Annotated in this window: 19 protein-coding genes and 1 pseudogene; 8 read left to right on the top strand and 12 right to left on the bottom strand. The window is 55.7% G+C overall.

Annotated features, from left to right (window positions below):
- Window positions 1-86: 86 nt before the first annotated feature.
- The 3 genes from JT718_RS17855 to cmk all read right to left on the bottom strand — a co-directional run bounded on the left by JT718_RS17855 (window position 87) and on the right by cmk (window position 2379).
- Entirely contained in the window at window positions 87-629 is a 543-nt protein-coding gene (locus JT718_RS17855; protein WP_205504154.1) for a DUF502 domain-containing protein, read from the bottom strand.
- 76 nt (window positions 630-705) lie between these two features.
- Window positions 706-1599: a 4-hydroxy-3-methylbut-2-enyl diphosphate reductase gene (locus JT718_RS17860; protein WP_205504155.1), complete on the bottom strand. Its 894-nt coding sequence runs from the start codon at window positions 1597-1599 to the stop codon at window positions 706-708.
- Between the two features lie 63 nt (window positions 1600-1662).
- Window positions 1663-2379 carry a (d)CMP kinase gene (gene cmk, locus JT718_RS17865; protein ID WP_205504156.1) on the bottom strand — a complete coding sequence of 239 codons (717 nt, stop codon included), beginning with the start codon at window positions 2377-2379 and terminating at the stop codon, window positions 1663-1665.
- Between the two features lie 298 nt (window positions 2380-2677).
- Between cmk and ade the strand changes: the two genes are divergently transcribed.
- A complete protein-coding gene (gene ade / locus JT718_RS17870) occupies window positions 2678-4330 on the top strand; it encodes an adenine deaminase (protein ID WP_205504157.1) in 1653 nt (550 codons plus the stop codon).
- Between the two features lie 285 nt (window positions 4331-4615).
- A complete protein-coding gene (locus tag JT718_RS17875) occupies window positions 4616-5452 on the top strand; it encodes a sulfite exporter TauE/SafE family protein (protein ID WP_240337155.1) in 837 nt (278 codons plus the stop codon).
- A 331-nt stretch (window positions 5453-5783) separates the two neighbouring features.
- On the opposite strand, the gene JT718_RS17880 is transcribed toward JT718_RS17875, so the two are convergent.
- The 6 genes and pseudogenes from JT718_RS17880 to JT718_RS17905 all read right to left on the bottom strand — a co-directional run bounded on the left by JT718_RS17880 (window position 5784) and on the right by JT718_RS17905 (window position 11799).
- Entirely contained in the window at window positions 5784-6215 is a 432-nt protein-coding gene (locus tag JT718_RS17880) for a response regulator (RefSeq protein ID WP_205504158.1), read from the bottom strand.
- Window positions 6212-7489, bottom strand: coding sequence for a sensor histidine kinase (locus JT718_RS20760; RefSeq protein WP_205504159.1), 1278 nt, complete (start codon window positions 7487-7489; stop codon window positions 6212-6214). Before JT718_RS20760 ends, JT718_RS17880 begins: the two co-directional genes overlap by 4 nt.
- 172 nt (window positions 7490-7661) lie before the next feature.
- Window positions 7662-8639: pseudogene (locus tag JT718_RS17890) on the bottom strand (PLP-dependent cysteine synthase family protein); the annotation flags it as partial.
- Between the two features lie 87 nt (window positions 8640-8726).
- Window positions 8727-9416 carry a carboxypeptidase-like regulatory domain-containing protein gene (locus JT718_RS17895; RefSeq protein WP_205504161.1) on the bottom strand — a complete coding sequence of 230 codons (690 nt, stop codon included), beginning with the start codon at window positions 9414-9416 and terminating at the stop codon, window positions 8727-8729.
- A gap of 79 nt (window positions 9417-9495) precedes the next feature.
- Window positions 9496-10308: a hypothetical protein gene (locus JT718_RS17900; RefSeq protein ID WP_205504162.1), complete on the bottom strand. Its 813-nt coding sequence runs from the start codon at window positions 10306-10308 to the stop codon at window positions 9496-9498.
- 267 nt (window positions 10309-10575) lie between these two features.
- Window positions 10576-11799: a metallophosphoesterase gene (locus JT718_RS17905; protein WP_205504163.1), complete on the bottom strand. Its 1224-nt coding sequence runs from the start codon at window positions 11797-11799 to the stop codon at window positions 10576-10578.
- A 150-nt stretch (window positions 11800-11949) separates the two neighbouring features.
- On the opposite strand from JT718_RS17905, the gene radC reads away from it, so the two are divergent.
- From radC to rny, 6 genes are all read left to right on the top strand, one after another.
- On the top strand, window positions 11950-12654 hold the full coding sequence (gene radC, locus JT718_RS17910) for a RadC family protein (RefSeq protein ID WP_205504164.1): 705 nt from the start codon (window positions 11950-11952) through the stop codon (window positions 12652-12654).
- A 425-nt stretch (window positions 12655-13079) separates the two neighbouring features.
- Window positions 13080-13685, top strand: a complete 606-nt coding sequence (locus JT718_RS17915) for a DUF1684 domain-containing protein (protein WP_205504165.1) — start codon at window positions 13080-13082, stop codon at window positions 13683-13685.
- Window positions 13686-14161: 476 nt separating this feature from the next.
- Window positions 14162-16576 (top strand): phenylalanine--tRNA ligase subunit beta, encoded by a 2415-nt coding sequence (pheT, locus tag JT718_RS17920; protein WP_205504166.1) that lies wholly within the window; start codon window positions 14162-14164, stop codon window positions 16574-16576.
- A 1-nt stretch (window position 16577) separates the two neighbouring features.
- Window positions 16578-16874, top strand: coding sequence for a hypothetical protein (locus tag JT718_RS17925; protein ID WP_205504167.1), 297 nt, complete (start codon window positions 16578-16580; stop codon window positions 16872-16874).
- A gap of 171 nt (window positions 16875-17045) precedes the next feature.
- Window positions 17046-17336, top strand: coding sequence for a cell division protein ZapA (locus JT718_RS17930; RefSeq protein WP_205504168.1), 291 nt, complete (start codon window positions 17046-17048; stop codon window positions 17334-17336).
- A gap of 64 nt (window positions 17337-17400) precedes the next feature.
- Window positions 17401-18993 (top strand): ribonuclease Y, encoded by a 1593-nt coding sequence (rny, locus tag JT718_RS17935; protein WP_240337156.1) that lies wholly within the window; start codon window positions 17401-17403, stop codon window positions 18991-18993.
- A gap of 577 nt (window positions 18994-19570) precedes the next feature.
- Here rny and JT718_RS17940 read toward each other — a convergent pair.
- From JT718_RS17940 to JT718_RS17950, 3 genes are all read right to left on the bottom strand, one after another.
- Window positions 19571-20377: a VOC family protein gene (locus tag JT718_RS17940; RefSeq protein WP_240337157.1), complete on the bottom strand. Its 807-nt coding sequence runs from the start codon at window positions 20375-20377 to the stop codon at window positions 19571-19573.
- Window positions 20378-20396: 19 nt separating this feature from the next.
- On the bottom strand, window positions 20397-20981 hold the full coding sequence (locus tag JT718_RS17945; protein ID WP_205504169.1) for a carboxymuconolactone decarboxylase family protein: 585 nt from the start codon (window positions 20979-20981) through the stop codon (window positions 20397-20399).
- Between the two features lie 507 nt (window positions 20982-21488).
- Window positions 21489-22046, bottom strand: a complete 558-nt coding sequence (locus JT718_RS17950; protein ID WP_205504170.1) for a peroxiredoxin — start codon at window positions 22044-22046, stop codon at window positions 21489-21491.
- Window positions 22047-22076: the final 30 nt, after the last annotated feature.

Here is a 22076-nt window from a genome sequence, read left to right on the forward strand (position 1 = left end):
GGCCTTGTTTCAGGCCTTTTCCCCGAAAACTGCTAAGAAACAGCACGTACGACCCTCAGCTGAAAACCGCAGGCTGCCGCCGGTGGCTAGAGTTTGGACACCCCGCCGGATACCACAAATTTCATGACCTCGCTGCTGGGAATCTCCAGGTAGGTCACGTTCTCGCGGGCCACCAGGAACAGCTCGCCCGAGAAGTTATAGGAGTGCGGGAAATACACGGCCACTTTGTCTGGCAGGTGCACGGCTTCCATGGAGAGCTGCGTCACAAATCCCAGTTTGTAGGTATCGTTGTACTGGGTCATTTTCACCAGCACCGGCTGGTTGAATTTCTGGTTCTCGCCCACAAAGGCGTCAAACAGGTCTTTGAGCGAGGAGTAGATCATGTTCACCAGCGGCAGCCGGCTCATGATGCGCTCAGTCAAGACAAAGAAGGGCTTCACGAAGAACGAGGACCCGATAAACCCCACCAGCGTCACCAGTGCTACAATGAGCAGCAGGCCCAGGCCCGGGTAGTTGAGCCAGAAAAGGTCATCCAGCCAGTTCACCACCGACAGGATGATGTAAATGGTTAAACTAATGGGCGCTACAATCAAGAAGCCATTCAAAAAATAGCGTAGGAGTTTTTTCATACACAGAAGAGTAGTAAAAAAGCCCCGTTTCCGGGGCTTTCAAATATACTGATTGTCTAATGTTTTGGTTCAGGAATTATGCCTCCACCGGGTGTTCGGCCTGAATGGCATCTGCCACTTGCTGCATGAGCCACATGGGTGTGGACGTAGCCCCGCAGATGCCCACCGAGGTGGCTTCTTTGAACCAGTCCATATCCAGTTCCTCGGCGTTTTCCACAAAGTAGCTGTTGGGGTTCACGCGCTGGCACACGGCGTACAGCGCTTTGCCGTTGGAGCTTTTCTTGCCGCTCACAAAGATGACCACGTCATGCTGCTGCGCGAATTTGTCTAGCTGCGGCTCCCGGTTAGAGACCTGGCGGCAGATGCTGTCATTGGCATCCAGGTCCAGCACGGCTAACCCAGAGGCCTTCACCGCGGCTACCCGCTCCTCAATGAGCTCCTTCATGCGGTAGAAGCCCTTGGTGCTTTTGGTGGTCTGGCTGAACAGGGTGATGGGCCGGGTGTAGTCCAGTTTGTCCAGGTCTTCCTCGGTGGTGATCACGATGGCCTCGTTGCCGGTCTGGCCCGCCAGACCAATCACCTCGGCGTGGCCCTGCTGCCCGTAGAGCACAATCTGGCCGTTGTTGGCCTTGGTGGAATCGTAGGCGTGTTTTACGCGGTTCTGCAGCTTGAGCACCACCGGGCAGGAGGCGTCAATCAGCTCCAGGTTGTTGCGCAGGGCGGTCTCATAGGTTTCGGGCGGTTCGCCGTGCGCCCTGATCAGCACCTTGCAGTCTCTCAGCTCACGTAACTGCTCGCGGTCAATGATGCGCAGGCCTTTGCTGTACAACCGCTGCACCTCCATGCTGTTGTGCACAATGTCGCCCAGGCAGTATAACTCAGATACTTCTTCCAATTCATCCTCCGCCATCTGTATGGCGAATTCTACCCCAAAACAGTAGCCTGAATTTTTATCAATGGTTACGTTCATATGTAAGACTCAAGTATGAAGCTGTGCTCAGCAGGCCAGATCAAAAACCATACCCGGTTCTGCCTACTTCTTTAAAAAATCTGTGGAACCGGCAAGTTCTTTCTGCAGCAAGGCCGAGGCTACCAGATCCAGCACGAAGTCTACCTGCTCATCAATGGTGATGTGCGAGGTGTCCAGCAGGTGGGCGTCTTCGGCGCGGCGCAGGGGGCTCTCGGCGCGGGTAGAGTCAATGTGGTCCCGTTTCTTGAGGTTCTCCACAATCTCGTCAAACGGCACCATCTGGCCCTTTTCCAGCAGTTCTTCCTGGCGGCGCTTGGCCCGGGTTTCCACGTCGGCGGTCATGAACACCTTTACCTCGGCGTCGGGGAACACGGCGGTTCCTATGTCACGGCCGTCCATCACAATGCCGCGGCGCTTGCCCATCTTCTTCTGCTCGGCCACCATGGCGTGCCGCACCGGGGCCAGCACGCTCACTTCGCTCACCCGGTCAGAGATGTACATTTTCCTGATCTCGTCTTCCACGTTCAGGCCGTTCAGGAACGTCTCGTTGCGGCCGGTCTTAAGGTTGCGGTGAAAGGTAACTTCTATGTTATTGAGCGCTTCCTGCACCTTTTTGGGGTTGGTGAGGTCTACGTAATGCTCCAGGAAATAAAGGGTAACGGCCCGGTACATGGCACCGGTGTCAATGTACGCGTAACCTAGTTCTTTTGCCACTTGCTTGGCGGTGGTGCTTTTGCCGCACGAAGAGTGCCCGTCAAGGGCCACAACAATCTTCTTCATACCAGTGCCTTAGGGTAATTAGTCATTAGCAATCTTTGGTGGGGCAGGGAATTCCCTTGCCCGCGCGCTGATGGCGCTGAAAACTCTTGGTTTTCTTGCTCAGCGACGTTGTCTTGCGCGTACAGGCCGGGCTCACCGCCCCCAGCAGCAAGCACCACAGTAATCCAAGCGAAAAAATCTTTCTCAAAACCATTAACTTTGGCCGCAAAGATACACGTATTCTGCCGGAACCGCTATGGGTTTTTACGTGCCCTCCGGTTTATGGCTCATTTTCCCCACAACTTCTCAAAAAGGTACTATGGCTAACCCAAGATTCTTCAAAGTAAGCGGCCACATTGTAGACGTGCTGCGCCAGGAAACCTACCAGGGCACCCTGGAGATCATGGATGGCCACATTGCCCGGATTGTGCGGGAGCCCGTAGCTGACACCCAGTACCTCTTGCCCGGCTTCATTGACGCGCACGTGCACGTGGAAAGCTCCATGCTGGTGCCGGCTGAGTTTGCGCGCCTGGCGGTACCGCACGGCACCGTGGCCACCGTGTCTGACCCGCACGAGATTGGCAACGTACTGGGCCTCAAAGGCGTGGAATACATGCTGGAGAACGGCAAGAAAGTGCCGTTCAAATTTTACTTCGGGGCTCCTTCCTGCGTGCCGGCTACCCCGTTTGAAACCGCCGGGGCCGAGATCACCCCCGACGACATTGAAGAGCTGTTCCAGCGGCCCGAGGTAAAGTACCTGGCCGAGATGATGAACTGGCCCGGTGTCCTGAACGGCGATGAAGGGGTCATGCAGAAGATCACGCTGGCCCAGAAGTTTGACAAGCAGGTAGACGGCCACGCCCCCGGCCTGCGCGGCGAAGAAGCCCGAGCCTACGCCGCCGCCGGCATGACCACCGACCACGAGTGCTTCACCGCCGACGAGGCCCGCGACAAACTGGCCGCCGGCATGAAGATCCTGATCAGGGAGGGCAGCGCCGCCAAGAACTTTGAGGCCCTGATTGAACTCCTGGCCGAGCACCCTAACCAGATCATGTTCTGCTCCGACGACAAGCACCCCGACAACCTGGTGGAAGGCCACATCAACCAACTGGTAAAGCGCGCCCTGGCCAAAGGGCATGACCTCTTCCACGTGCTGCGGGCCGCCTGCGTGAACCCGGTGCAGCACTACAAACTGGAGGTGGGCCTGCTGCAGGAAAAAGACCCGGCCGATTTTATCGTGGTAGACAACCTGCAGGACTTTACCGTGCTCAGGACCTACATCAACGGCAAGCTGGTGGCCGAGAACGGGAAGAGCCAAATTGAGTTCACGCCCAGTGAGGTCATCAATAATTTCCAGACAGAAACTAAAACGGTTGAGCAATTTCAGATACCGGCCGGCGATACCGTGAAGATCAGGGTCATTGAGCCTTATGACGGGCAACTCATTACCGGCATGCTGCTGCTGGACCCAAAGAAAGAAAACGGTTTCCTGGTGAGCGATGTACCGCAGGATGTCCTGAAGATGACCGTGGTGAACCGGTACCAGAATACTGAGCCCGCCCTTGCCTTTATCAAGAACTTCGGGCTCAAGCGCGGCGCCATCGCCTCGTCGGTGGGCCATGACTCCCACAACATCATTGCCGTGGGCTGCGACGATGAGAGCCTGTGCCGCGCCGTGAACCTGCTCATAGAAGCCAAAGGCGGCATCTGCGCGGTAGACGGTGCGCGGGAAGAGATCCTGCCGCTGCCAGTGGCCGGCATCATGTCGCCGGAGGACGGGTATTGGGTAGCCGAGCAGTACGCCAAGCTGGACCGCGCCGCCAAGGACCTGGGCAGCACCCTCACCTCGCCTTTCATGACCCTGAGTTTTATGGCCCTTTTGGTGATTCCGGCCCTGAAGCTCAGTGACAAGGGTTTGTTTGACGGGCAGCACTTTAAGTTTGCGGAGGTCACCAGCGCCCAGGCGGAGTAGGCTTGCCAGAAAGCGGCCTTCGGTTTAGAAGACGTGCCTGGTTTCTGCCCGTTTTCCTGAAAACAGCCCCAAAACACGGGCTGGCTTGAACAAATAGTAGTTAGACAGAAAACTATTCTGGGGCGGGGCAGTAAGTAAGTTACAGGGGCCTGCTCTGCGCAATCACCATCCAGCCCAGCCGGCATGTTCTGTACCAGGGCCTGGGCGAGAGTGAAAGCGCCGGCGCGCCCACTCCCCCTGAAAGGTTCCCGATTCTTTTACCTTTGACGCTAGTAACGGCACCACTTGATCACAGCGCTACTCCTTTTCCTGACCGGCATTGCGGTAAGCACCTTTGGCACCCTCATTGGTTTTGGGGGCGGCGTGTTTCTGGTCCCAATCCTGATCATCTTTTTTCAGTTTCCGGTGGAGTTGGCCATTGGCACGGCCATGTCGGCGCTGCTGCCGGCGGCGCTGGTGTCTTCCTTCCTGAACTTCCGGGAGAAGAGCATTGATTATGTGGTGGCTTCCCTCTTTCAGTTTCCGGCCATGCTGGGCACGGTGGTGGGTGCTTTTCTGGTGGCCTACATGCCGGTGCTGCAGATGCAGGTGCTGTTTGCCTTGTTTGTGCTGGCCGTGGGCACCTACATGCTGGCCACCTACAAGAAGGAGCAGGAGCGCAAGCGGGGCATGATGTACCGCATTAACCGCATGCCTACTTCGTTCATCCGGAAGAACCACCCCAAGCACCTGGCCTACCGGTTGAACGGCAGCCTGATGGCCTTTTTTGGTTTGTGCATTGGCACCGTTGCGGGGCTTTTTGGCATGGGAGGCGGCTTTCTGCAAACCCCCATCATGATCAGGGCCTTCAAGATTCCGCCCCAGATCGCCATTTCCACGTCTTTGTTCATTATGGCCGTCACCAGCTTCTCGGGGCTTGTGTCGCATTATTGGCTGGGCAACATTGACTGGTACAAGAGCATGCCCCTGATGCTGGCCTTCGCGCTGGGGGCCGTGCTGGGCACCTGGGTACGGGGCCACAAGTCTACCAGCCAGCAAGCCTCCGAGCGCCTGATTGGGATTGGCCTCATGATGGCCGGCCTGAGCGTGCTGGTGCACATCACCCTCAAGTACCAGTTCTAGCCACCCCCTGCGCTTCTACCCATCGGCTACCTACTCCCTACCCTTGCGTTTAGTCTTTGGCGCTCAGTTGCGGGGCAGCAGAAAAAAAGAAAGCCGCCTAACCAAAGGTTAAACGGCTTTTTATGATTAGAAAGTGAGATGCGGATGGGATTGGGCAATCAGCAGAAAACAGGTGAGCCTTTCCCACCATCGCGTTACCCTTATGAACTCGCCTACAAGGCTGCAGGTACGTTCCTGCGGGCACAAGCGGCTCTTTCCACGCGGTTTTCGGCCTATTTTCCCAGAAACGGCAAGGAAATCCTCCAGCGGAAGTGCTCCCCAGGAGCTCATCCTATTCCTGAACCTGGGGGAAGTACGTGTCCAGGAGGCCTTGCACCTTCTCGGTGGTGAGCGGTTTGGTCAGGTAGGCGATCTTGCTGGCGGCGGCCCGCTCGGTGTCCTGGCTGTGCTCTGAGGTAGTGAGCAGGGCCAAAACCACGTCCTTGCGGAAGTCCTCGTTCAGCTTCTCAAACAGAGACAGGAACTCAAAGCCATCCATCACGGGCATGTTAATGTCCAGCAGGATGAGGGCCGGCTTGAAGTACTCAGAAGAAGCCGCGTCATAGTGGCCCTGGCTCACGCTGTACAGGTAGTCAAACGCCTGCTTCCCGTTCCTGAACTCCCTGATCTTCTCAGACACCTGCATTCTGGTGAGCAGGCGGTGGTTCAGGAAATTGTTGGTGTCATCGTCGTCAATGAGCAATATGCCCCTCAGTTTTTTCATACCCGTGCTCCGGTGTGTTGGTCATGGTTTACAAAATACAGCAGGAAGGTAGTTCCTTCGCCAGGAACGCTTTGTACTTCTACCTTGCCCTGATTGTTGTCCATGATGCGTTTAATAATATAAAGTCCTACGCCGCTGCCTTCTACGTGGTCATGGAACCGCCGGAACAAGGAGAACAACTGCTGCCCGTACTGGTTGAGGTCCATACCGATGCCGTTGTCCTGCACCTTCAGCACCACGTAGCGGTCCTGAAGCTCTGTGGAGAGAAAGATGTGCAACGGCCGCTGGGGCTCACGGTATTTGATTGAATTAGAAATAAGGTTCTCCAGCAAGCTGAAGAGGTTGTCGCGGGAGAAGTACACCGTTGGCGTCACTGAGAAGTTGGCGGCCAGGCTGGCCCCCGACTCCTGCAACGGCTCCTGCAGTTTCTCTTTTACCTGCTCCAGCACGTCGGCAAAGTGCACCATCTCCAGCTGCTCCCTGGTGAGCGGTTTCTGGATGCGGCTCACCTCGGCCAGGTTGTTCAGCTTGCGGTGAATGCGCGCCACGGAGTCATCTAGCCGCTCAAACAGCTGGCTCAGCTCGGGACGGTCGGTGGGCAGCTCTTCCCTGATGGCCTGCACCAGGCCCGCCACGTTCAGCACCGGACCTTTCAGGTCGCGCGAGGCGTAATACACAAAGTCATCCAGGTCAGCGTTCTTCTTGATGAGCTCGTAGTTGGCGGCAATCAGGCGCTTCTCGGCCAGCTTACGGCTCTCAATCTCCCGTTCCAGCTCGCGGTTGGCCGTGATGGCCTGGGCACTGCGCTCACGCACCCGCTGCTCCAGCTCCTGCTGTGATTCGCGGAGGGCTTCTTCGGCCCTGAGGCGTTCCTGCACCTGCTCCTGCAGTTTGGAGTTGTCTCTGGTGAGCTGCCGCAGGCTGGGAATGGCCATGAGGCCCGGTATGGCCTTGAACAGCAGAATGGCCGCCCCCAGCGCCATGACGCCAAAGATTAGCCGCACTACCAGCAGGAGATCGCCGGTGCCGTCCCCGTCCCAGATGTTGAGCGAGTGCACGCCGCCGCCCATGAGGCCAATCACCCCGAAGAGCAGGAGCACCAGCTTGCGTTCCCGGTCATCGCGCTTAAAGGCCAGGTAAAACAGCACGCACGCCACCAGCACGTAGGCCGTTACCACCAGCACCTCTCCTACCAGCACCAAACCATCTGGCCCTGAGGCTCCGGCCTGGGCACCTATAAAACCGGTGGGGGAAGTTTCCTGTGTGAGAAGCACCAATGTTAGTTGAGGGATTTGATCTGACTTGAACGGCTGGTTGCCCGGCCATGTTACTGCGCCTACGGGCAAGCACCCATTTTTGTTGTATCCCAACCAGCCGCCCGCTTTACGCAAGCCTGGCTGGTTGGGGGCTCTTTCCTGAAAAACAGCCCAGAAACGGGTTTGGCTAGTCTAGGTAGCCCTGCTCCCGCATCCAGTCATCGTTGTAGATTTTGCCCAGGTACCGGGTTCCGTGGTCGGGCAGCACTACCACCAGGGTGTCTTCCTCGGTGAGGTGCTCCTTGGCGTACTCCAGGGCCCCGTACACGGCCGAACCGCAGGACCAGCCCACAAACAGGCCTTCTTCCTTGGCCAGGCGGCGGGTCATGAGGGCTCCGTCTTTGTCGGTTACCTTGATGAAGGTGTCAATGAGGCTGAAATCTACGTTCTTGGGCAGGATGTCCTCGCCAATGCCCTCGGTTTTATAAGGATAGATCTCGTTCTCGTCAAAGACGCCGGTTTCCTTGTATTTCTTGAACACTGAGCCGTACGTGTCTATGCCCACCACCTTAATGCCGGAGTTCTGCTCCTTGAGGTACTTGGAGATGCCGCAGATGGTGCCGCCGGTGCCCACGCCCGAGGCGAAGCAGGTGATTTTCCCGTCGGTCTGTTTCCAGATCTCGGGGCCGCTGGTGTCATAGTGGGCGGCGGTGTTAGACAGGTTGTCGTACTGGTTGGGGTAGAACGAGTTGGGGATTTCCTGGTTCAGGCGCTTGGCTACCGAGTAGTAAGAGTCTGGGTGCTCCGGGGCCACGTCGGTGGGGCATACCACCACCTCAGCGCCCACGGCCTTGAGAATATTGATCTTCTCCTGGCTCTGCTTGTCTGACATGGTGAAGATGCACTTATAGCCTTTGGCGATGGCGGTGAGGGCCAGCCCCATGCCGGTGTTGCCCGAGGTGCCTTCAATGATGGTGCCACCCGGTTTCAGGATGCCCGCCTTCTCGGCGTCTTCAATCATGCGCAGGGCCATGCGGTCCTTCACCGAGTTGCCCGGGTTAAAATACTCCACCTTGGCCAGCACGGTGGCTTTTACCCCGTCTGTCACGCTGTTCAGTTTTACCAAAGGCGTGTTGCCAATGGCTTCCATGATATGGTTGAAATACATAGATCTAGGTTGGTTATTGACTCACAGAGGAAGAATCAAAAACAAAGGTAACCAAATTTTTAAGACCTGCCGGCGCGGCGCCCGGGCTTACCAGCGTGGGTCATAGAAACTGGTGGTGTCTCTGAAGAAACGGTTGTACCGCAGGCGCGCCTGCCTGATGGAATCTTGCCGCATGATCTGGCGCTCCAGCGCTTTCTGCCGCTCCCGCTCCTCCATGAGTTTGGCCACCCTTGACCGCTGCCGGCCTTCCTTGGAGAACTGCTCCCACAGGAAACTGAGGGGGCTGGTGATAAGGTCTGGGGGCGTGGGCGGCCCCGGCGGAATGATGATGCGCGGCACCGTTATGTTCATGCGCGGCTTAGGCGGGGCCGGCCGAGGTTTCATGTTGCGCAGTACACGGTCTACCTTCTCCGGCGACAGCGGCGACACCCGTACCTCTTTTAGTTGTACGCTTTCTTCCTGCAGCAAGATGTTCACGCGCAGCTCGGTCACGCTCCGGAGCGAAGGCACGTACTCTTTCTGCCGGAAGCCCAGCGCCCTGAACACCAGCGTATCAGTAGAGGCGATCCTGATCCGGAAGGCGCCGTGCTCATTGGTGGCGAGGCCCTCGCCGGTGCTTTTCTGGAACACAGACACGCCGGCAATGGGCTTCTTGTTGTCTTCCCGCAAGACCTGGCCGCTCACCCAGATGCTGTGTACCGTGCCCTGGGCCCAGACCTGGGCCTGCATCAGGAAACCAACCACACACAGAAATAAAAAGCACAGACGCTTACTCATAAACACTTGAAGGGCAGAAAAGCAATGAAAAAGGCTTGCCTTCTTACGGGCAAGCCTTTCAAAGATACTGAGAGAACGGTTAGTTCTCCAGTTTTATTTTAGTGTCGCCAGACTTGTACTTTACTTCGTCTTTCTCGCGCTTAAGCTTGGCGTCTTCAATCTTGATCTTTGACTCATCGCCTTCTTTTTTCACCTTGGTGTCATCGGTTTTGAGCTTAGACTCGTCACCGTCTCTTTTCACCTTGGTTTCGCCGGCCTTGAGTTTGGCCTCGTCGCCGTCTACTTTAAACTTGGCGCCGTCCTGGGTTTTGTACTTGCTTTCCATGCCGTAGTACTTCTGGCGGTTGGCCTCATACAGCTTAAACTGGGCGGGCGTTAAAAAGCCTTTCACCTCCAGGTCTACGTTGGAGTTGATGGTCTCCATCTCGTCATAGTACTGGGTGGGGAAGTCTGAAGGATAGCCGGTCACTTGCATGGATGACTCCACGGCCATCCCGCTGTCCATCACCATGCTCTCGTCTACCGCCATGTCATCGCTCATCATACTGGGATCATCGGCGGCGTAGCCCCCGCTGCGGTTGGTGCTGCTGAAACGCGTCTCCAGCTCGTTGATCTGGCGGGCCCGGTTATACATGACCGTACGGATGCGGGCCTGCGTTTCGGCATCCAGGCTCAGGTCCTGCGAGATCTGGGAAGACATGCGGTTGGCCCGCTCCCTGGACTCCTGCTCATAGTCGTAGTTAGAGGCAGAGGTGCTGTCTGGATTACCGGCCGCGTTGTCTGGGGTATCGCTGTCGTTTTCCTGGGTCTCCGTGGAGGTGCCTGCGTCTTCGCGGCAGGCGGAGAAAGCCAAGGCTCCTGCCGCCAGTATCATCAAAAACTGCTTTTTCATAGTGTGTTTCTTTAGTGGAACAAATAGGCGCTTTCGCCGTGGCTTGCTCATGGAGGGTTTTACGGAGCGCACGGGGGCAGGTTTCCAGCCAATTGCACATAACCCATTTTACCCAAACCACTAAGCCACCTACAAAGCAGCGACTACCAAACAAAAAATCCTGTTTCAGGGCCTTTCTACTGAAAATAGCCCCAAAACAGGAATTGTACTCGCTTTTAAATTCTACTAAAACAAACTTCTAAAACTTCAAGACGCTTAAAGAGTTGCTTAGGCCCTCTTAAACTCAAACACGGTAATTTCTGGCAGGAAGCCCACCCGGCCATGGTACCCCAGGAAGCCCAGGCCCACGTTCACGTACAACGATTGCCGACCTTTCTGGTACAGCCCGGCCCATTGCCGGTACACGTACTGTACCGGGCTCCACTTAAAGCCCGGGATGTTCACGCCAAACTGCATGCCGTGGGTGTGCCCCGAGAGCATCAGGTCAATGTCCTGGTATTTGGTGTTCACTTCGCCGTCCCAATGCGAGGGGTCATGCGAGAGCAGCACCTTGAACGGAATCTGCTCGGTGCCGGCGTGGGCCTGGGCCAGGCTTCCGTACCGCGGGAAATTCATGCGGGTGCTCCAGTTCTCCACGCCCAGCAGGGCAATGCGCTGCCCGTCGCGCTCCAGCACGCGGTGTTCGTTCAGGAGCAGGTCCCAGCCGGCCTGGCGCTGGTGCTGCTTAAGGGTGTCCAGGTTCTGGATCTTGGCCTCGCGGCTGCCCCACTGCACATAGTCGCCGTAGTCGTGGTTGCCCAGCACAGAGTATACCGGCGCCTTGATCTTGGCCAGCGTGGGCACGTACGGCTCCACCTCAGAGGCCACGTTGTTCACCATATCGCCGGTGAACACCACCACATCGGCGGCTTGCTGGTTAATGATTTCCACGGCTTTCTGCAGCGGCTCCCCCGAGTGGAAACTGCCCGAGTGCATGTCGGTGATCTGCAGCAGCCGGAAGCCGTCAAACGCCGGGGGCAGGTTGGGGAACTTGAGCGTCACGCGCTTCACCTGATAGGAGTACGCCCCTTTCACCATGCCCCAGATGAGCGTACCCAACGGAATGGCGCCCATAATGAGGGCCAGTTGGCTCATGAACTTGTGGCGGCCCACGTCAAACTTGGGCTGCCCGGGTCCGCGCAACGTGTTGGATAGCCACTGGGTGAGCCGCACCAGATCATCAATGAGCAGGAACAGCACCACCACCAACTTGGAGATGAACAGGATAAACAGCACATTGGCCACCTGCATGCGCACCGGGTTGGGCGCAGAGCCCCGGGTGAGCAGCGCCAGCAAGAGGGTGCCCAGGGTAAAGAGCGAAATGCCCCAGTACACAACGTACACGGCTTTTCGGGCCGAGGGCAGCATGCCCGCCGCTACGGTGCGCACCGCCTGAAACACATATATATCTATAAGTAAAACAAGGACTAGCGTGATGATCAGTCTGGTCATATTTCTTTTTAGCTGAATCAGAGCGGCAAATATAGAGGGCCGCAACGAGGGGTTTACGGGAAAACCGAACCTACCGATGAACTATTTGCCACCCCATAGGATTGTACTAACAATTTTAAGCCTTATTTCCTGAAACCAAGCCAAAAACGTATGTCAACTGCCTACGCCACCGCTCCACTTTCCATCAAGTCCTGGGCCGAGGAAGACCGTCCGCGCGAGAAACTCCTGCTCAAAGGCCGCGCCGCCCTCTCAGACGCAGAGCTGATTGGCATTCTGATCGGCTCGGGCACGCCCAGCCTCAGCGCCGTGGACGTGGCCAAGCTCATCCTGAACGCCGTAGACCATGACCTGAACGAACTGGCCCGCCTCACCGTGAAGGAGTTGCAAAAACACAAAGGCATCGGCGAAGCCAAGGCCATCTCCATTGTGAGCGCCCTGGAACTGGGCCGAAGACGAAAGGAGGCCGCCCCGGCCCCTAAAACCCGCATCACCTGCTCCACCGACATTTACGAGTACATACGTCCGCACCTGCTGGACCTGCCGCACGAGGAGTTCTGGATCATCCTGCTCAACCGCGCCAACACCATCATGAAGAAGATCCAGATCAGCAGCGGCGGCGTGGCCGGCACCGTGGCCGACCCTAAGATCATCTTCAAGCACGCCGTGGAAAACCTGGCCAGCGCCCTCATCCTGGTGCACAACCACCCCTCGGGGCAACTGAAACCCAGCCCCGCCGATATTTCCCTCACCAAGAAGCTGCAGGAAGCCGGCAAAGTGCTGGACCTGCCCATCCTGGACCACCTCATCTTCACCGACAGCAGCTACTACAGCTTCGCCGACGAGGATTTGCTGTAATCAATTACTGATGGTTGGTTTACAAAAGGCAGCTACCGCGCGGTGGCTGCCTTTCTTTTTTGGTTTTGGTCCGTTCCAGAAAATGTAGCGGCGTTACCCTGTAACGCCGTGGTCCTACACGGCAGCCCCGCCTCAAATCTGCAAGAACCTACCTGCAGTTCGGCAAGCCCCGTCCTAAATGACCCGTTTCAAAGAACCAAGGTATTGCGGTTTCAAGCACTGAAAGGTGTAACGCCTTTATGGCACCACAGCCTTACGGCTTCAGGGTCTGGAGCCATGGTCGTTTCATGGGCCCCCGGCGTTACAGGGTAACGCCGCTACGAGGAGGTTTTCAGCCCATTTCTAGAAAAACAGGCCAAAAACGCCTACCCGCAGCACGGTATTAATTTCTTTCCGACCTTTGCGCCCTCAACCTGCCTTATTCCATGAAAGGATTCAAATACATTATCATTATTGGCGTGCTGCTCATTGTAGGCTACCTGGTCAAAGACTTGTTCTACAACGATGAGAGTTATACCCAGGCCGTACTGAAGTTCAGGGAAAGCAAAGACCTCACGTTCCGGAGCGCCACCCGCTCTCCCCTCCCCGACTCGTTGCGCCGCGCCTTCAACAAACTCAATTATTACGCCCCCGCGCGGGATTACGAGATTGCCGCTGATTTCACGCCCATTGAACGCGCTGAACCGGTGGCCATGCCCATGACCACTGGCACCCAGGAACCTTACTACGTGAAAGGGAAAGCTTCCTTTGAGCTGGAGGGCCAGACACACACGCTTACCCTGTTCCAGAAGGCCGGCTCCACCTCAGACACGCTCTTCATCCCCTTCACCGACCAGACCAACGGCTTTGAGACCTACGGCGGCGGCCGCTACCTGGACGCCATTCCCAACGGCAAAACCATAGTGCTGGACTTCAACAAGGCCTATAATCCGTTCTGCGCCTATAACCCCGCCTTCGTCTGCCCCATGCCCCCCGCCGAGAACCGCCTGAAGGTGAAAATTCCTGCCGGCGAGCAGGCTTTTGCCAAATGAAGTCCTGAGTTCTGAGTCTTGAGTTCTAAGTCATTCGCTGGCGCGAGCGTCCCGCTCGCGCCAGCGGAGCGACCTAAAAAAGCTGCTACTAAGACGTGGTTACAGTTTGCCCACAAGATCCTTTCAGGATGACAGAAGGTTGGTTTGCATGGCGTGCGGACACGAGCTGCAAGCTCGCGCCAGCGGTGATATCTATAGGTTACCTACGCAATACCACTCACTCAAAGGACCTCGTAGTATCCGGAGGACCTACGAGCGTCTATGCCAAAACCGTTTTAGAGCTATTTTCCTGAAAAAGGCACAAAAGCCCTCCACATTCCTTGAACAAAGGTTGCCCAAGGCACTGGCGGAGGTTTTCCACAAAAAACAACTTCCCCTTACCCATCTTCACCAGTTTTTGGTAATTTTGAAAATTGCAGCCCTAAAACGGCTATCGGCGTAGCGTGGCTGCGCCCCTAACACAGAGAAAGAACACCATGCGCATCTCACTGGATTGGCTTAAGACACTTATTTCAATAGATAAACCCGCCCAGGAAGTGGGCAAACTCCTCACCGATGCCGGTCTGGAGGTGGAAGGCATTGAAACCTTTGACGTAGTGCCCGGTGGTTTGCAGGGCATGGTCATTGGCGAGGTACTCACCTGCGCCAAACACCCCAATGCCGATAAACTGAGCGTGACCACTGTTGACACCGGCGAAGGTGAGCCTAAGCACATCGTGTGCGGGGCTGCCAACGTAGCCGCCGGTCAGAAAGTGGTGATTGCCACCGTGGGCGCCACCTTGTACCCAGCGGGCGGAGAGCCGTTCCAGATCAAGAAATCAAAAATAAGAGGGGCCGTGTCTGAAGGCATGATCTGCGCCGAGGACGAGATTGGTCTGGGCACCGACCACTCCGGCATCATGGTCCTGGACACTGATCTGCCTAACGGAACCCCCGCCGCCCAATATTTCGGGTTGGCCTCTGATGAGGTATTCGAGATTGGTTTGACGCCTAACCGTGCCGATGCCGCCTCTCACCTGGGTGTGGCCCGCGACTTGCAGGCCCTGCTCAAAACGCCTTACCAATTGCCAAACCTGAGCGAGTTCAACGTAGCCAACACCAATCTGCCTATCTCGGTGGAGATCGAGAATACGGAGGCGTGCCCTCGTTACGCGGGCGTGACCGTTTCCGGGGTGAAAGTGCAGGATTCGCCTAAGTGGTTGCAACAGCGGTTAAGAGCCATTGGGTTATCGCCTATCAACAACGTGGTAGATGTGACCAACTACGTGCTGCATGAGTTGGGCCAGCCGCTGCACGCGTTTGACGCAGCCACCATTAAAGGCGGCAAAATCATCGTAAAAAACGCCACCGAAGGCGCTAAGTTCACCACCTTAGACAGCGTGGAGCGCACCTTACGTGCCGAAGACCTGACCATCAGCAACGCCGAGGAGCCGATGGTTCTGGCGGGCGTGTTCGGGGGTTTGAACTCCGGCGTAACTGCTGAGACTCAGAATATCTTTATTGAAAGTGCCTACTTCGCTCCGGCCGGTATCCGCAAAACCTCGCAGACGCACGGCATCAAAACCGATTCTTCGTTCCGTTTCGAGCGCGGCACCGATCCTAACATGGTCATCACGGCTTTGAAACGGGCGGCCTTGCTCATCCAGGAAGTAGCGGGTGGTGAGATTTCCTCGGATATTGTGGATGTGTATCCGCAGCCGGTACAGGCCACGCAAATCCGGGTGAGCTACGCCCGCGTGCACCAACTAATCGGGCAGCACATCGGTGAAGACAGAATCAAGGAAATCTTAACAGACCTGGGTATTGAGATTGCCGAAGAAACCGCCGAGGATTTGCTCCTGACTATTCCGCCGTACAAAGTGGACGTAACCCGCGAAGCCGATGTGGTGGAGGAAATCCTGCGCATTTACGGCTACAACAACATTCACCTGAGTGAAAACCTGGCGGCGAGTTTCCTGGCTAAATTCCCGAATCCGGACCCGGAAGTGATTACCAAGCGCATCGCGGATGTGCTGGCTGGCAACGGTTACCTGGAACTGATCACCAACTCGCTCACCAACTCCAACTACTACAAAGACGCGGAGGGCAACACTCCCGCTGAGTTGGTACCTATTTTGAACTACAACTCCGAGGACCTGGATGCCATGCGCCTCACGCTGGTGTACTCAGGCCTGGAGGTGCTGCGCCACAACATCAATCGCCGTCAGCGTGACCTGAAGGTGTTTGAGATTGGCAAAGTGTACCGCAAAGACGGCGAGAAATACAAAGAGAACAACTTACTGGCCTTGTTCCTGACCGGAAATAAAGCCGCCGAAAGCTGGCAGCAAGCCACCGCCAAAGCCACGTTCCATGACCTGGCCGGTCAGGTGCAGCAGGTGCTTACGCTTTGCCGTCAGCCTAACTACACCACCAAGCTCACCGAGCATCCTTACCTCGCCGGGGGCGTGACCTACCAGAAAGGCGATGTGACCCTGGGCCACCTTGGCTTGCTGAAAGACAGCGTGTGCAAGCAGGCAGACGTGAAAGAGCCCGTGTGGTACGCCGAACTGAACTGGGATTACCTGTTGCGCAATTACAAAGACAAACTGGTGTTTGAGGAGTTGTCCAAGTTCCCTGAGGTACGTCGCGACCTTTCGCTGGTGCTGGACAAGGCGATAACGTTTGACCAGATCAAGCAGGTGGCCCAGCGCGTAGAGCGGAAACTTCTGCAGGACGTGAACGTGTTTGACGTGTACGAGGGCGACAAGATTGAGGCCGGCAAGAAAGCCATCGCCATCAGCTTTACCTTGCAGGACAAGAACCAGACCCTTACCGACAAGGTGATTGACGCCACCATGAGCCGCCTGATGCAACAGTTTGAGCACCAATTAGGAGCCGTAATCCGGAAGTAAGATGTTTGACCAGTCTACCCTTCAGCAGATACAGTCCCTTGAGGGCAAAGTGCGCCAGTTGGTACAGCTCTACCAGGCGGGGCAGGAACGCCTGCAGGCCGCCCATAAGGAAATTGAGCGTTTGCAGCAAGTGATTCAGGAAAAAGACACTGAGATAAAAAATTTTCAGAATCAAGATAATATTACTAAAATTGTACAAACCATAGCAGTAGACACTGCCAGTTCAACGGAGCTGAAGCTGAAAATAAACGAGTACCTGCGCGAGATAGACAAGTGCATCGCTTATTTAAAAGAATAGAAGAACGGGGTTGTCTGGTTGCGGTTGTTGTTTGTTCTTAAACGCGTGCGGGCACGCAGCTATACCAATTTAGAACCTTAGGCTTGAGATGCGGCATTTTTACACGTTTACACTTCGCACTGCAACCTTTAACCAACAAACGCGCCACGGCAGCTAAAGAAGCATCAGGGAATGAGTGAGTTATCTATACGAATCAAGATAGCCGACCGCGAGTATCCGATGCGGGTAAACGAGGAGGAGGAAGAAAGGCTACGGCAGGCCGGTAAATACCTGAATGAGCGTTTGAGGCTGTTTAGGGAACAGTTCGGGATACATGACAAGCAGGACCTGCTGGCCATGATCGCGCTGGAAACCGCCGCTGACAAAATAAAGGCGGAAGATGCCGCCGTGGAAACCCAACTCACGTTAGAGGAAAAACTCTCTTCCCTGAACCAACTGCTCTCTTCTCTGCAGCTAGACTAAGCGTAGGCTCCGCCCCCATTGGCCCAGTGTCATTGCTATACTTTAAACCCTTTAATTTATAGTCATGACCCTTTATATCATTCTAGCAGCCGTAATTGGCGCGGCCATAGGCTTCTATGCCGGCCGGGTGCTGCTCCTGAAGCTCTTCAAGGAGCAGGAAGACCAGGCCAAAGAGCGCGCCAGCCTCATCATCCGCGAAGCGGAAGCCAAAGCCGAGACCCAGAGGAAAGACAAGATGCTGGAGGCCAAGGAGCATTTCCTGAAGCTGAAAGCTGAGCACGAGGAAGAGGCCAACCGCAAGAAGAACATCATCATCCAGAATGAGAACAAGGTAAAGCAGCGCGAGCAGCTGGTGACCAAGCAGCAGGAAGACCTGAAGAAAAAAGAGCAGGAAACCGATGCCCTCAAAGCCAAGCTGAACCAACAGCTGGACGGCTTCAACAAGCGCAAAGAGGACCTGGAAACCCAGTACCGCGACAAGCTGGCCAAAGTAGAACAGGATCACCACGAAATCCTGAGCCGCCTGGAGCGCATTGCCAACCTGAGTGCCGACGAAGCCCGCGAGCAGCTGGTGGAAAACCTCAAGTCAGAGGCCTCTACCCGCGCCTCTTCCTACATCAAAGACATTGTGGCCGAGGCCAAGCTCACCGCTACCAAAGAAGCCAAAAAGGTGGTGATTGAGACCATTCAGCGCACCGCCGCCGAGCACGCCATTGAGAACTGCGTGTCCATCTTCAACATTGAGTCTGACGATATCAAAGGCAAGATCATCGGCCGCGAGGGACGTAACATCCGCGCGCTGGAAGCTGCTACCGGTGTGGAGATCATTGTAGACGATACGCCTGAAGCGATTATCATTTCCGGTTTTGATCCCGTTCGCCGCGAGATTGCCCGCCTATCCCTGCACCGCCTGGTAGCCGACGGACGTATTCACCCGGCCCGCATTGAGGAAGTGGTGACCAAAACCAAGAAAAGCATTGAAGAGGAGATTGTGGAGATTGGCGAGCGTACCGCCATTGACCTAGGCATTCACGGACTGCACCCAGAGCTGATCAAGATGGTGGGCCGCATGCGTTTCCGGTCTTCTTACGGCCAGAACCTGCTGCAGCACTCCCGCGAGGTTGCCAACCTTTGCGCCACCATGGCCGCCGAGCTGGGCCTGAACGTGAAGCACGCCAAACGCGCCGGTCTGTTACACGACATCGGGAAAGTGACCACTGAGGAGCCCGAACTGCCGCACGCCATCATCGGTATGCAGCTGGCCCAGAAATACAAGGAGCACCCAGACGTGTGCAACGCCATTGGGGCGCACCATGACGAGATAGAGATGACCGCCATGATTTCGCCTATTATCCAGTCCTGCGACGCTATCTCCGGTTCGCGCCCTGGTGCCCGCCGCGAGATCATGGAGTCGTACATCAAGCGTCTGAAAGAACTGGAAGAAACCGCCCACTCGTTTGAAGGCGTGAACCAGTGCTACGCCATCCAGGCCGGCCGTGAACTGCGCGTAATGGTAGACGCCGACAACGTAACCGACGAACGCGCCCAGCAGCTTTCCTTCGATATCTCCCAGAAGATTGAGAAAGAGATGCAGTATCCCGGCCAGATCAAGATTACGGTTATCCGCGAAATGCGCTCTGTGGCCTACGCGAAGTAGTGATCAGTTTTTAGTTATCAGTTGTCAGTTTCCCGTTTTGGGGCTGATTTCTGGAAATCCCCTTGAAAGCGCCCTCTGCTACAAAGCGGAGGGCGCTTTTCATTTTAAATAGTAGTGACTTTACGGGTAATTGATTCTGCATCTCGCTTGCACCACCTCTTCTATCTTTCCTTGGTAATTCCAGCAACACCACCCCTCCTACTGGCGCGAGACTCCAGTCTCGTGACCTAGGATGGCGCGAACGCTCCAGACTCGCCGGGAGCCACAAACTGAAAGATCCCTGTTGTTAAACCTCTACGGCGCGGATTTACTCCTGTGACTTAAGATAACAAGTCACGGAAGTAAATCCGCCTCATAGGAGCAATGCGTGGTTTCGCTGCTGCACAGCGAGGATAATCAGGAGACTACCCTTCATCTGTGAGCACGAGTTACAAACTCGCGCCAGAACGTTTTTGAAGTATTGTTTGCACCTACCATCAGATCACAGGAATCAGATGATGTAGAGATAAGGCATTGCCTTGTCTCTATATATGGTCCATCCAATTCATCAATTGGAGTTAATCATCTACTTTCTATTTCAGGCCTGGTTTTTATGAAACACCCCGGAAACGTTCTTCATCATCACGGCTCTGGAAAGGGTAGGTCCTCCCCATACTACAATCTCAGTGCAGAGACCGGCCGGGTTGAACTTCAAAGCCAGCATGGCACTATACACCACGGTATCGGTGGAGCCCCAAGTGCCTTCCAGTTGGGCATACCCAATCTCGCCCTGTACGCCCACCAAGGTATAGGAGACGTTGGCGAACAATCCCATCACGTTGTCCCAGTGCTGCTTTATTTTGGCAGCCCCGAACACCGGCGCAGCAAACGGAGATTCCAGCAGGCGCACATCCACAGAGAATAGCTGCTGTAATGCGGCGGCGTTATTTTCACTGAGGGCGGTTTGCATGGCCTCCAACCAGGCGGTGAAGCGCACTGGCGTAAGGTAATACTGCTGTCTGCTCTCGGGCAGGCGCCAAGCCGGGTTCACGCGGGTTTCGCCGGCATGGTACAGGCAGATGCGGTTCCCCGACGGATCGCGCAGGTAAGCTTCGCGCCACTCCCAGGGCTGGTCTTTGGGGTCCTGCTCAAACACGTAGCCCTGAGCTTTCAAGGAGGCCACCCGTTGGTCCAGGTGATCGGTTTCAAAGTAGACCGTGGTGCCCGAGGCGGGAACCGGCCCCTCGTGCAGGTGCACCGAGAAGGTGGAAAGCCCATCGGGGCAAACGAAACGGGCGTAATGGGGGCTCTGCACAATCAGGTGCAGGCCAAGCCCTAAGTAATAGGCAACCGCATCCGGTACCTGCTGTACGGACACGGTTACCTGGTTCAATGCCAAAGCCATGGCGAAAAGGGTTTAAGTACTACCGGATGACCTTGCTCACGCCCACCACTACGGCAGCAATGCGCACGGCATCAAAAATACGCTGCTCAGAAGCGCCCAGCTTACGTACCGAGTCCTCGTGCGAGGTCACGCAACGCTCACAGCCATTGATGGCCGAGATAGCCAGACTCACCAGCTCAAAGAACTCTTTGCCGGTCACGGGGTTCATCATGATGTTCATCTTCACTTTGGCCGGTGCTGACTCATAGAAATCAGTGTGCATGAAGTGCTTGAAACGGTACAGAATGTTGTTGGTGCTCAGCAGCGAGGTCACCGCCACGGCCTCGGCCAGTTCCGCGTCCGTAGCGCCCTGGGCAGCAGCCAGCGAGCGGAAAGCCTCGGTTAAGGTGTTGTTTTCTTCGTTCACGGCCGCAGATAGGGCAATGAGGTAAGCTTCTTTGGAAGAGAGCGTCTCGGCTTGCAAAGAAGTCTTCAGGTTGATGCGCAGGTCTTTCAAATATTTAGAGTCGCCCTGTACCAGTTGGTCCAGACGATCATAGGCTTGGCCGGAAAGGCCCAGGTCTTTAAGGAAATCTTGTTGGGTTTCTTGGATAACGGAAAGCATTCTGATAAAAGTTGCTAATTGTTTGTTGCTGATTGTTGATTATTGATTGCTGTGCCGATTGTAAGGATTGTTGGCGAAAACAGGCCAGAAACGCTTGATTCTGCTCCAGTGGCTCTGGGCTGAGCGATGATGCCGCGTGAGGGATGGCAGCGGAAAGCCCACAGGGCGAGGCACGAAGCCCGAGGACTTGCAGCGGATAGCCCGACCCGCAGGGGCACGCCCAACTAATAGTTCTGAGTCTTGAGTTCTGAGTTTTGAGTTGGAATGCTCAAGCACGCAGAACGGCTCTAATAAGCAATCACCTTGCGGTGAGACTTGTTTGGCGCGTTTTGAGGCTGTTTTCTTTAAAGCAGGTGAGAAAGGAAGTGCCCGCATTTTTGGGGCAGGCCTTTCCTTTCGCCTGAAATTAACCACTAAACAATCGGTAAAATTTTGACCGGTGATCTGCGTATGGGGCGGTGAGGGACAGACATTTCCTCTGGCCCACGGCACAGGCCGGGTGTGGGATTAAACGGTAAGGGTGGCTTCGCCTTTTTTCCAGTTGCAAGGGCAAAGCTCGTCAGTTTGCAGCGCGTCCAGCACGCGCAGCACCTCGGCGACGTTACGGCCTACGTTCAGGTCGTTTACGCTTACCCAACGGATGATGCCTTGCGGGTCTACAATGTAGGTAACGCGGTAGGCTACTTTCTCTTCTTCGCTCAGGATGCCCAGGTCTTCGGCCAGGGATTTAGACGTGTCGGCCAGCATAGGGAACCGAAGGCCGCGCAGGTCATCATGGTCGCGGCGCCAGGCGGCGTGCACGAACTCAGAATCAGTAGAGGCGCCAATCAGCTGGGCATCACGGTCGCGGAACTCATCGTAGTTTTTGTTGAATTCGGCAATCTCAGTAGGGCACACAAAGGTGAAATCCTTCGGCCACCAGAACATCACCAGCCACTGGTCATTGTCGCGGTGCTCTTGCTCGGTAATGGTTCTAAACTCTTGGTCTCTCTCTAAAGAAACAACAGCTTTTTTGGCAAAGGCAGGGAATTCTGCCCCAACAGATAGTACTCGGTTTTGGTACATGGGAATGTATAGAAAGGTTAAAAGATTAAT

The organism is Rufibacter psychrotolerans (assembly GCF_016924645.1).
In the GTDB taxonomy this organism is placed as follows: Bacteria; Bacteroidota; Bacteroidia; order Cytophagales; family Hymenobacteraceae; genus Nibribacter; species Nibribacter psychrotolerans.

Excerpts from the sequence above, each read along its gene's own strand:
- JT718_RS17860 (WP_205504155.1), bottom strand. The coding sequence starts at position 1,599 with ATGAACGTAACCATTGATAAAAATTCAGGCTACTGTTTTGGGGTAGAA.
- JT718_RS17880 (WP_205504158.1), bottom strand. The coding sequence starts at position 6,215 with ATGAAAAAACTGAGGGGCATATTGCTCATTGACGACGATGACACCAAC.
- cmk (WP_205504156.1), bottom strand. The coding sequence starts at position 2,379 with ATGAAGAAGATTGTTGTGGCCCTTGACGGGCACTCTTCGTGCGGCAAA.
- pheT (WP_205504166.1), top strand. The coding sequence starts at position 14,162 with ATGCGCATCTCACTGGATTGGCTTAAGACACTTATTTCAATAGATAAA.
- JT718_RS17950 (WP_205504170.1), bottom strand. The coding sequence starts at position 22,046 with ATGTACCAAAACCGAGTACTATCTGTTGGGGCAGAATTCCCTGCCTTT.
- rny (WP_240337156.1), top strand. The coding sequence starts at position 17,401 with ATGACCCTTTATATCATTCTAGCAGCCGTAATTGGCGCGGCCATAGGC.
- JT718_RS17945 (WP_205504169.1), bottom strand. The coding sequence starts at position 20,981 with ATGCTTTCCGTTATCCAAGAAACCCAACAAGATTTCCTTAAAGACCTG.
- JT718_RS17855 (WP_205504154.1), bottom strand. The coding sequence starts at position 629 with ATGAAAAAACTCCTACGCTATTTTTTGAATGGCTTCTTGATTGTAGCG.
- ade (WP_205504157.1), top strand. The coding sequence starts at position 2,678 with ATGGCTAACCCAAGATTCTTCAAAGTAAGCGGCCACATTGTAGACGTG.
- JT718_RS17905 (WP_205504163.1), bottom strand. The coding sequence starts at position 11,799 with ATGACCAGACTGATCATCACGCTAGTCCTTGTTTTACTTATAGATATA.
- JT718_RS17940 (WP_240337157.1), bottom strand. The coding sequence starts at position 20,377 with ATGGCTTTGGCATTGAACCAGGTAACCGTGTCCGTACAGCAGGTACCG.
- JT718_RS17925 (WP_205504167.1), top strand. The coding sequence starts at position 16,578 with ATGTTTGACCAGTCTACCCTTCAGCAGATACAGTCCCTTGAGGGCAAA.
- JT718_RS17900 (WP_205504162.1), bottom strand. The coding sequence starts at position 10,308 with ATGAAAAAGCAGTTTTTGATGATACTGGCGGCAGGAGCCTTGGCTTTC.
- JT718_RS17895 (WP_205504161.1), bottom strand. The coding sequence starts at position 9,416 with ATGAGTAAGCGTCTGTGCTTTTTATTTCTGTGTGTGGTTGGTTTCCTG.
- JT718_RS17930 (WP_205504168.1), top strand. The coding sequence starts at position 17,046 with ATGAGTGAGTTATCTATACGAATCAAGATAGCCGACCGCGAGTATCCG.
- JT718_RS17915 (WP_205504165.1), top strand. The coding sequence starts at position 13,080 with ATGAAAGGATTCAAATACATTATCATTATTGGCGTGCTGCTCATTGTA.
- radC (WP_205504164.1), top strand. The coding sequence starts at position 11,950 with ATGTCAACTGCCTACGCCACCGCTCCACTTTCCATCAAGTCCTGGGCC.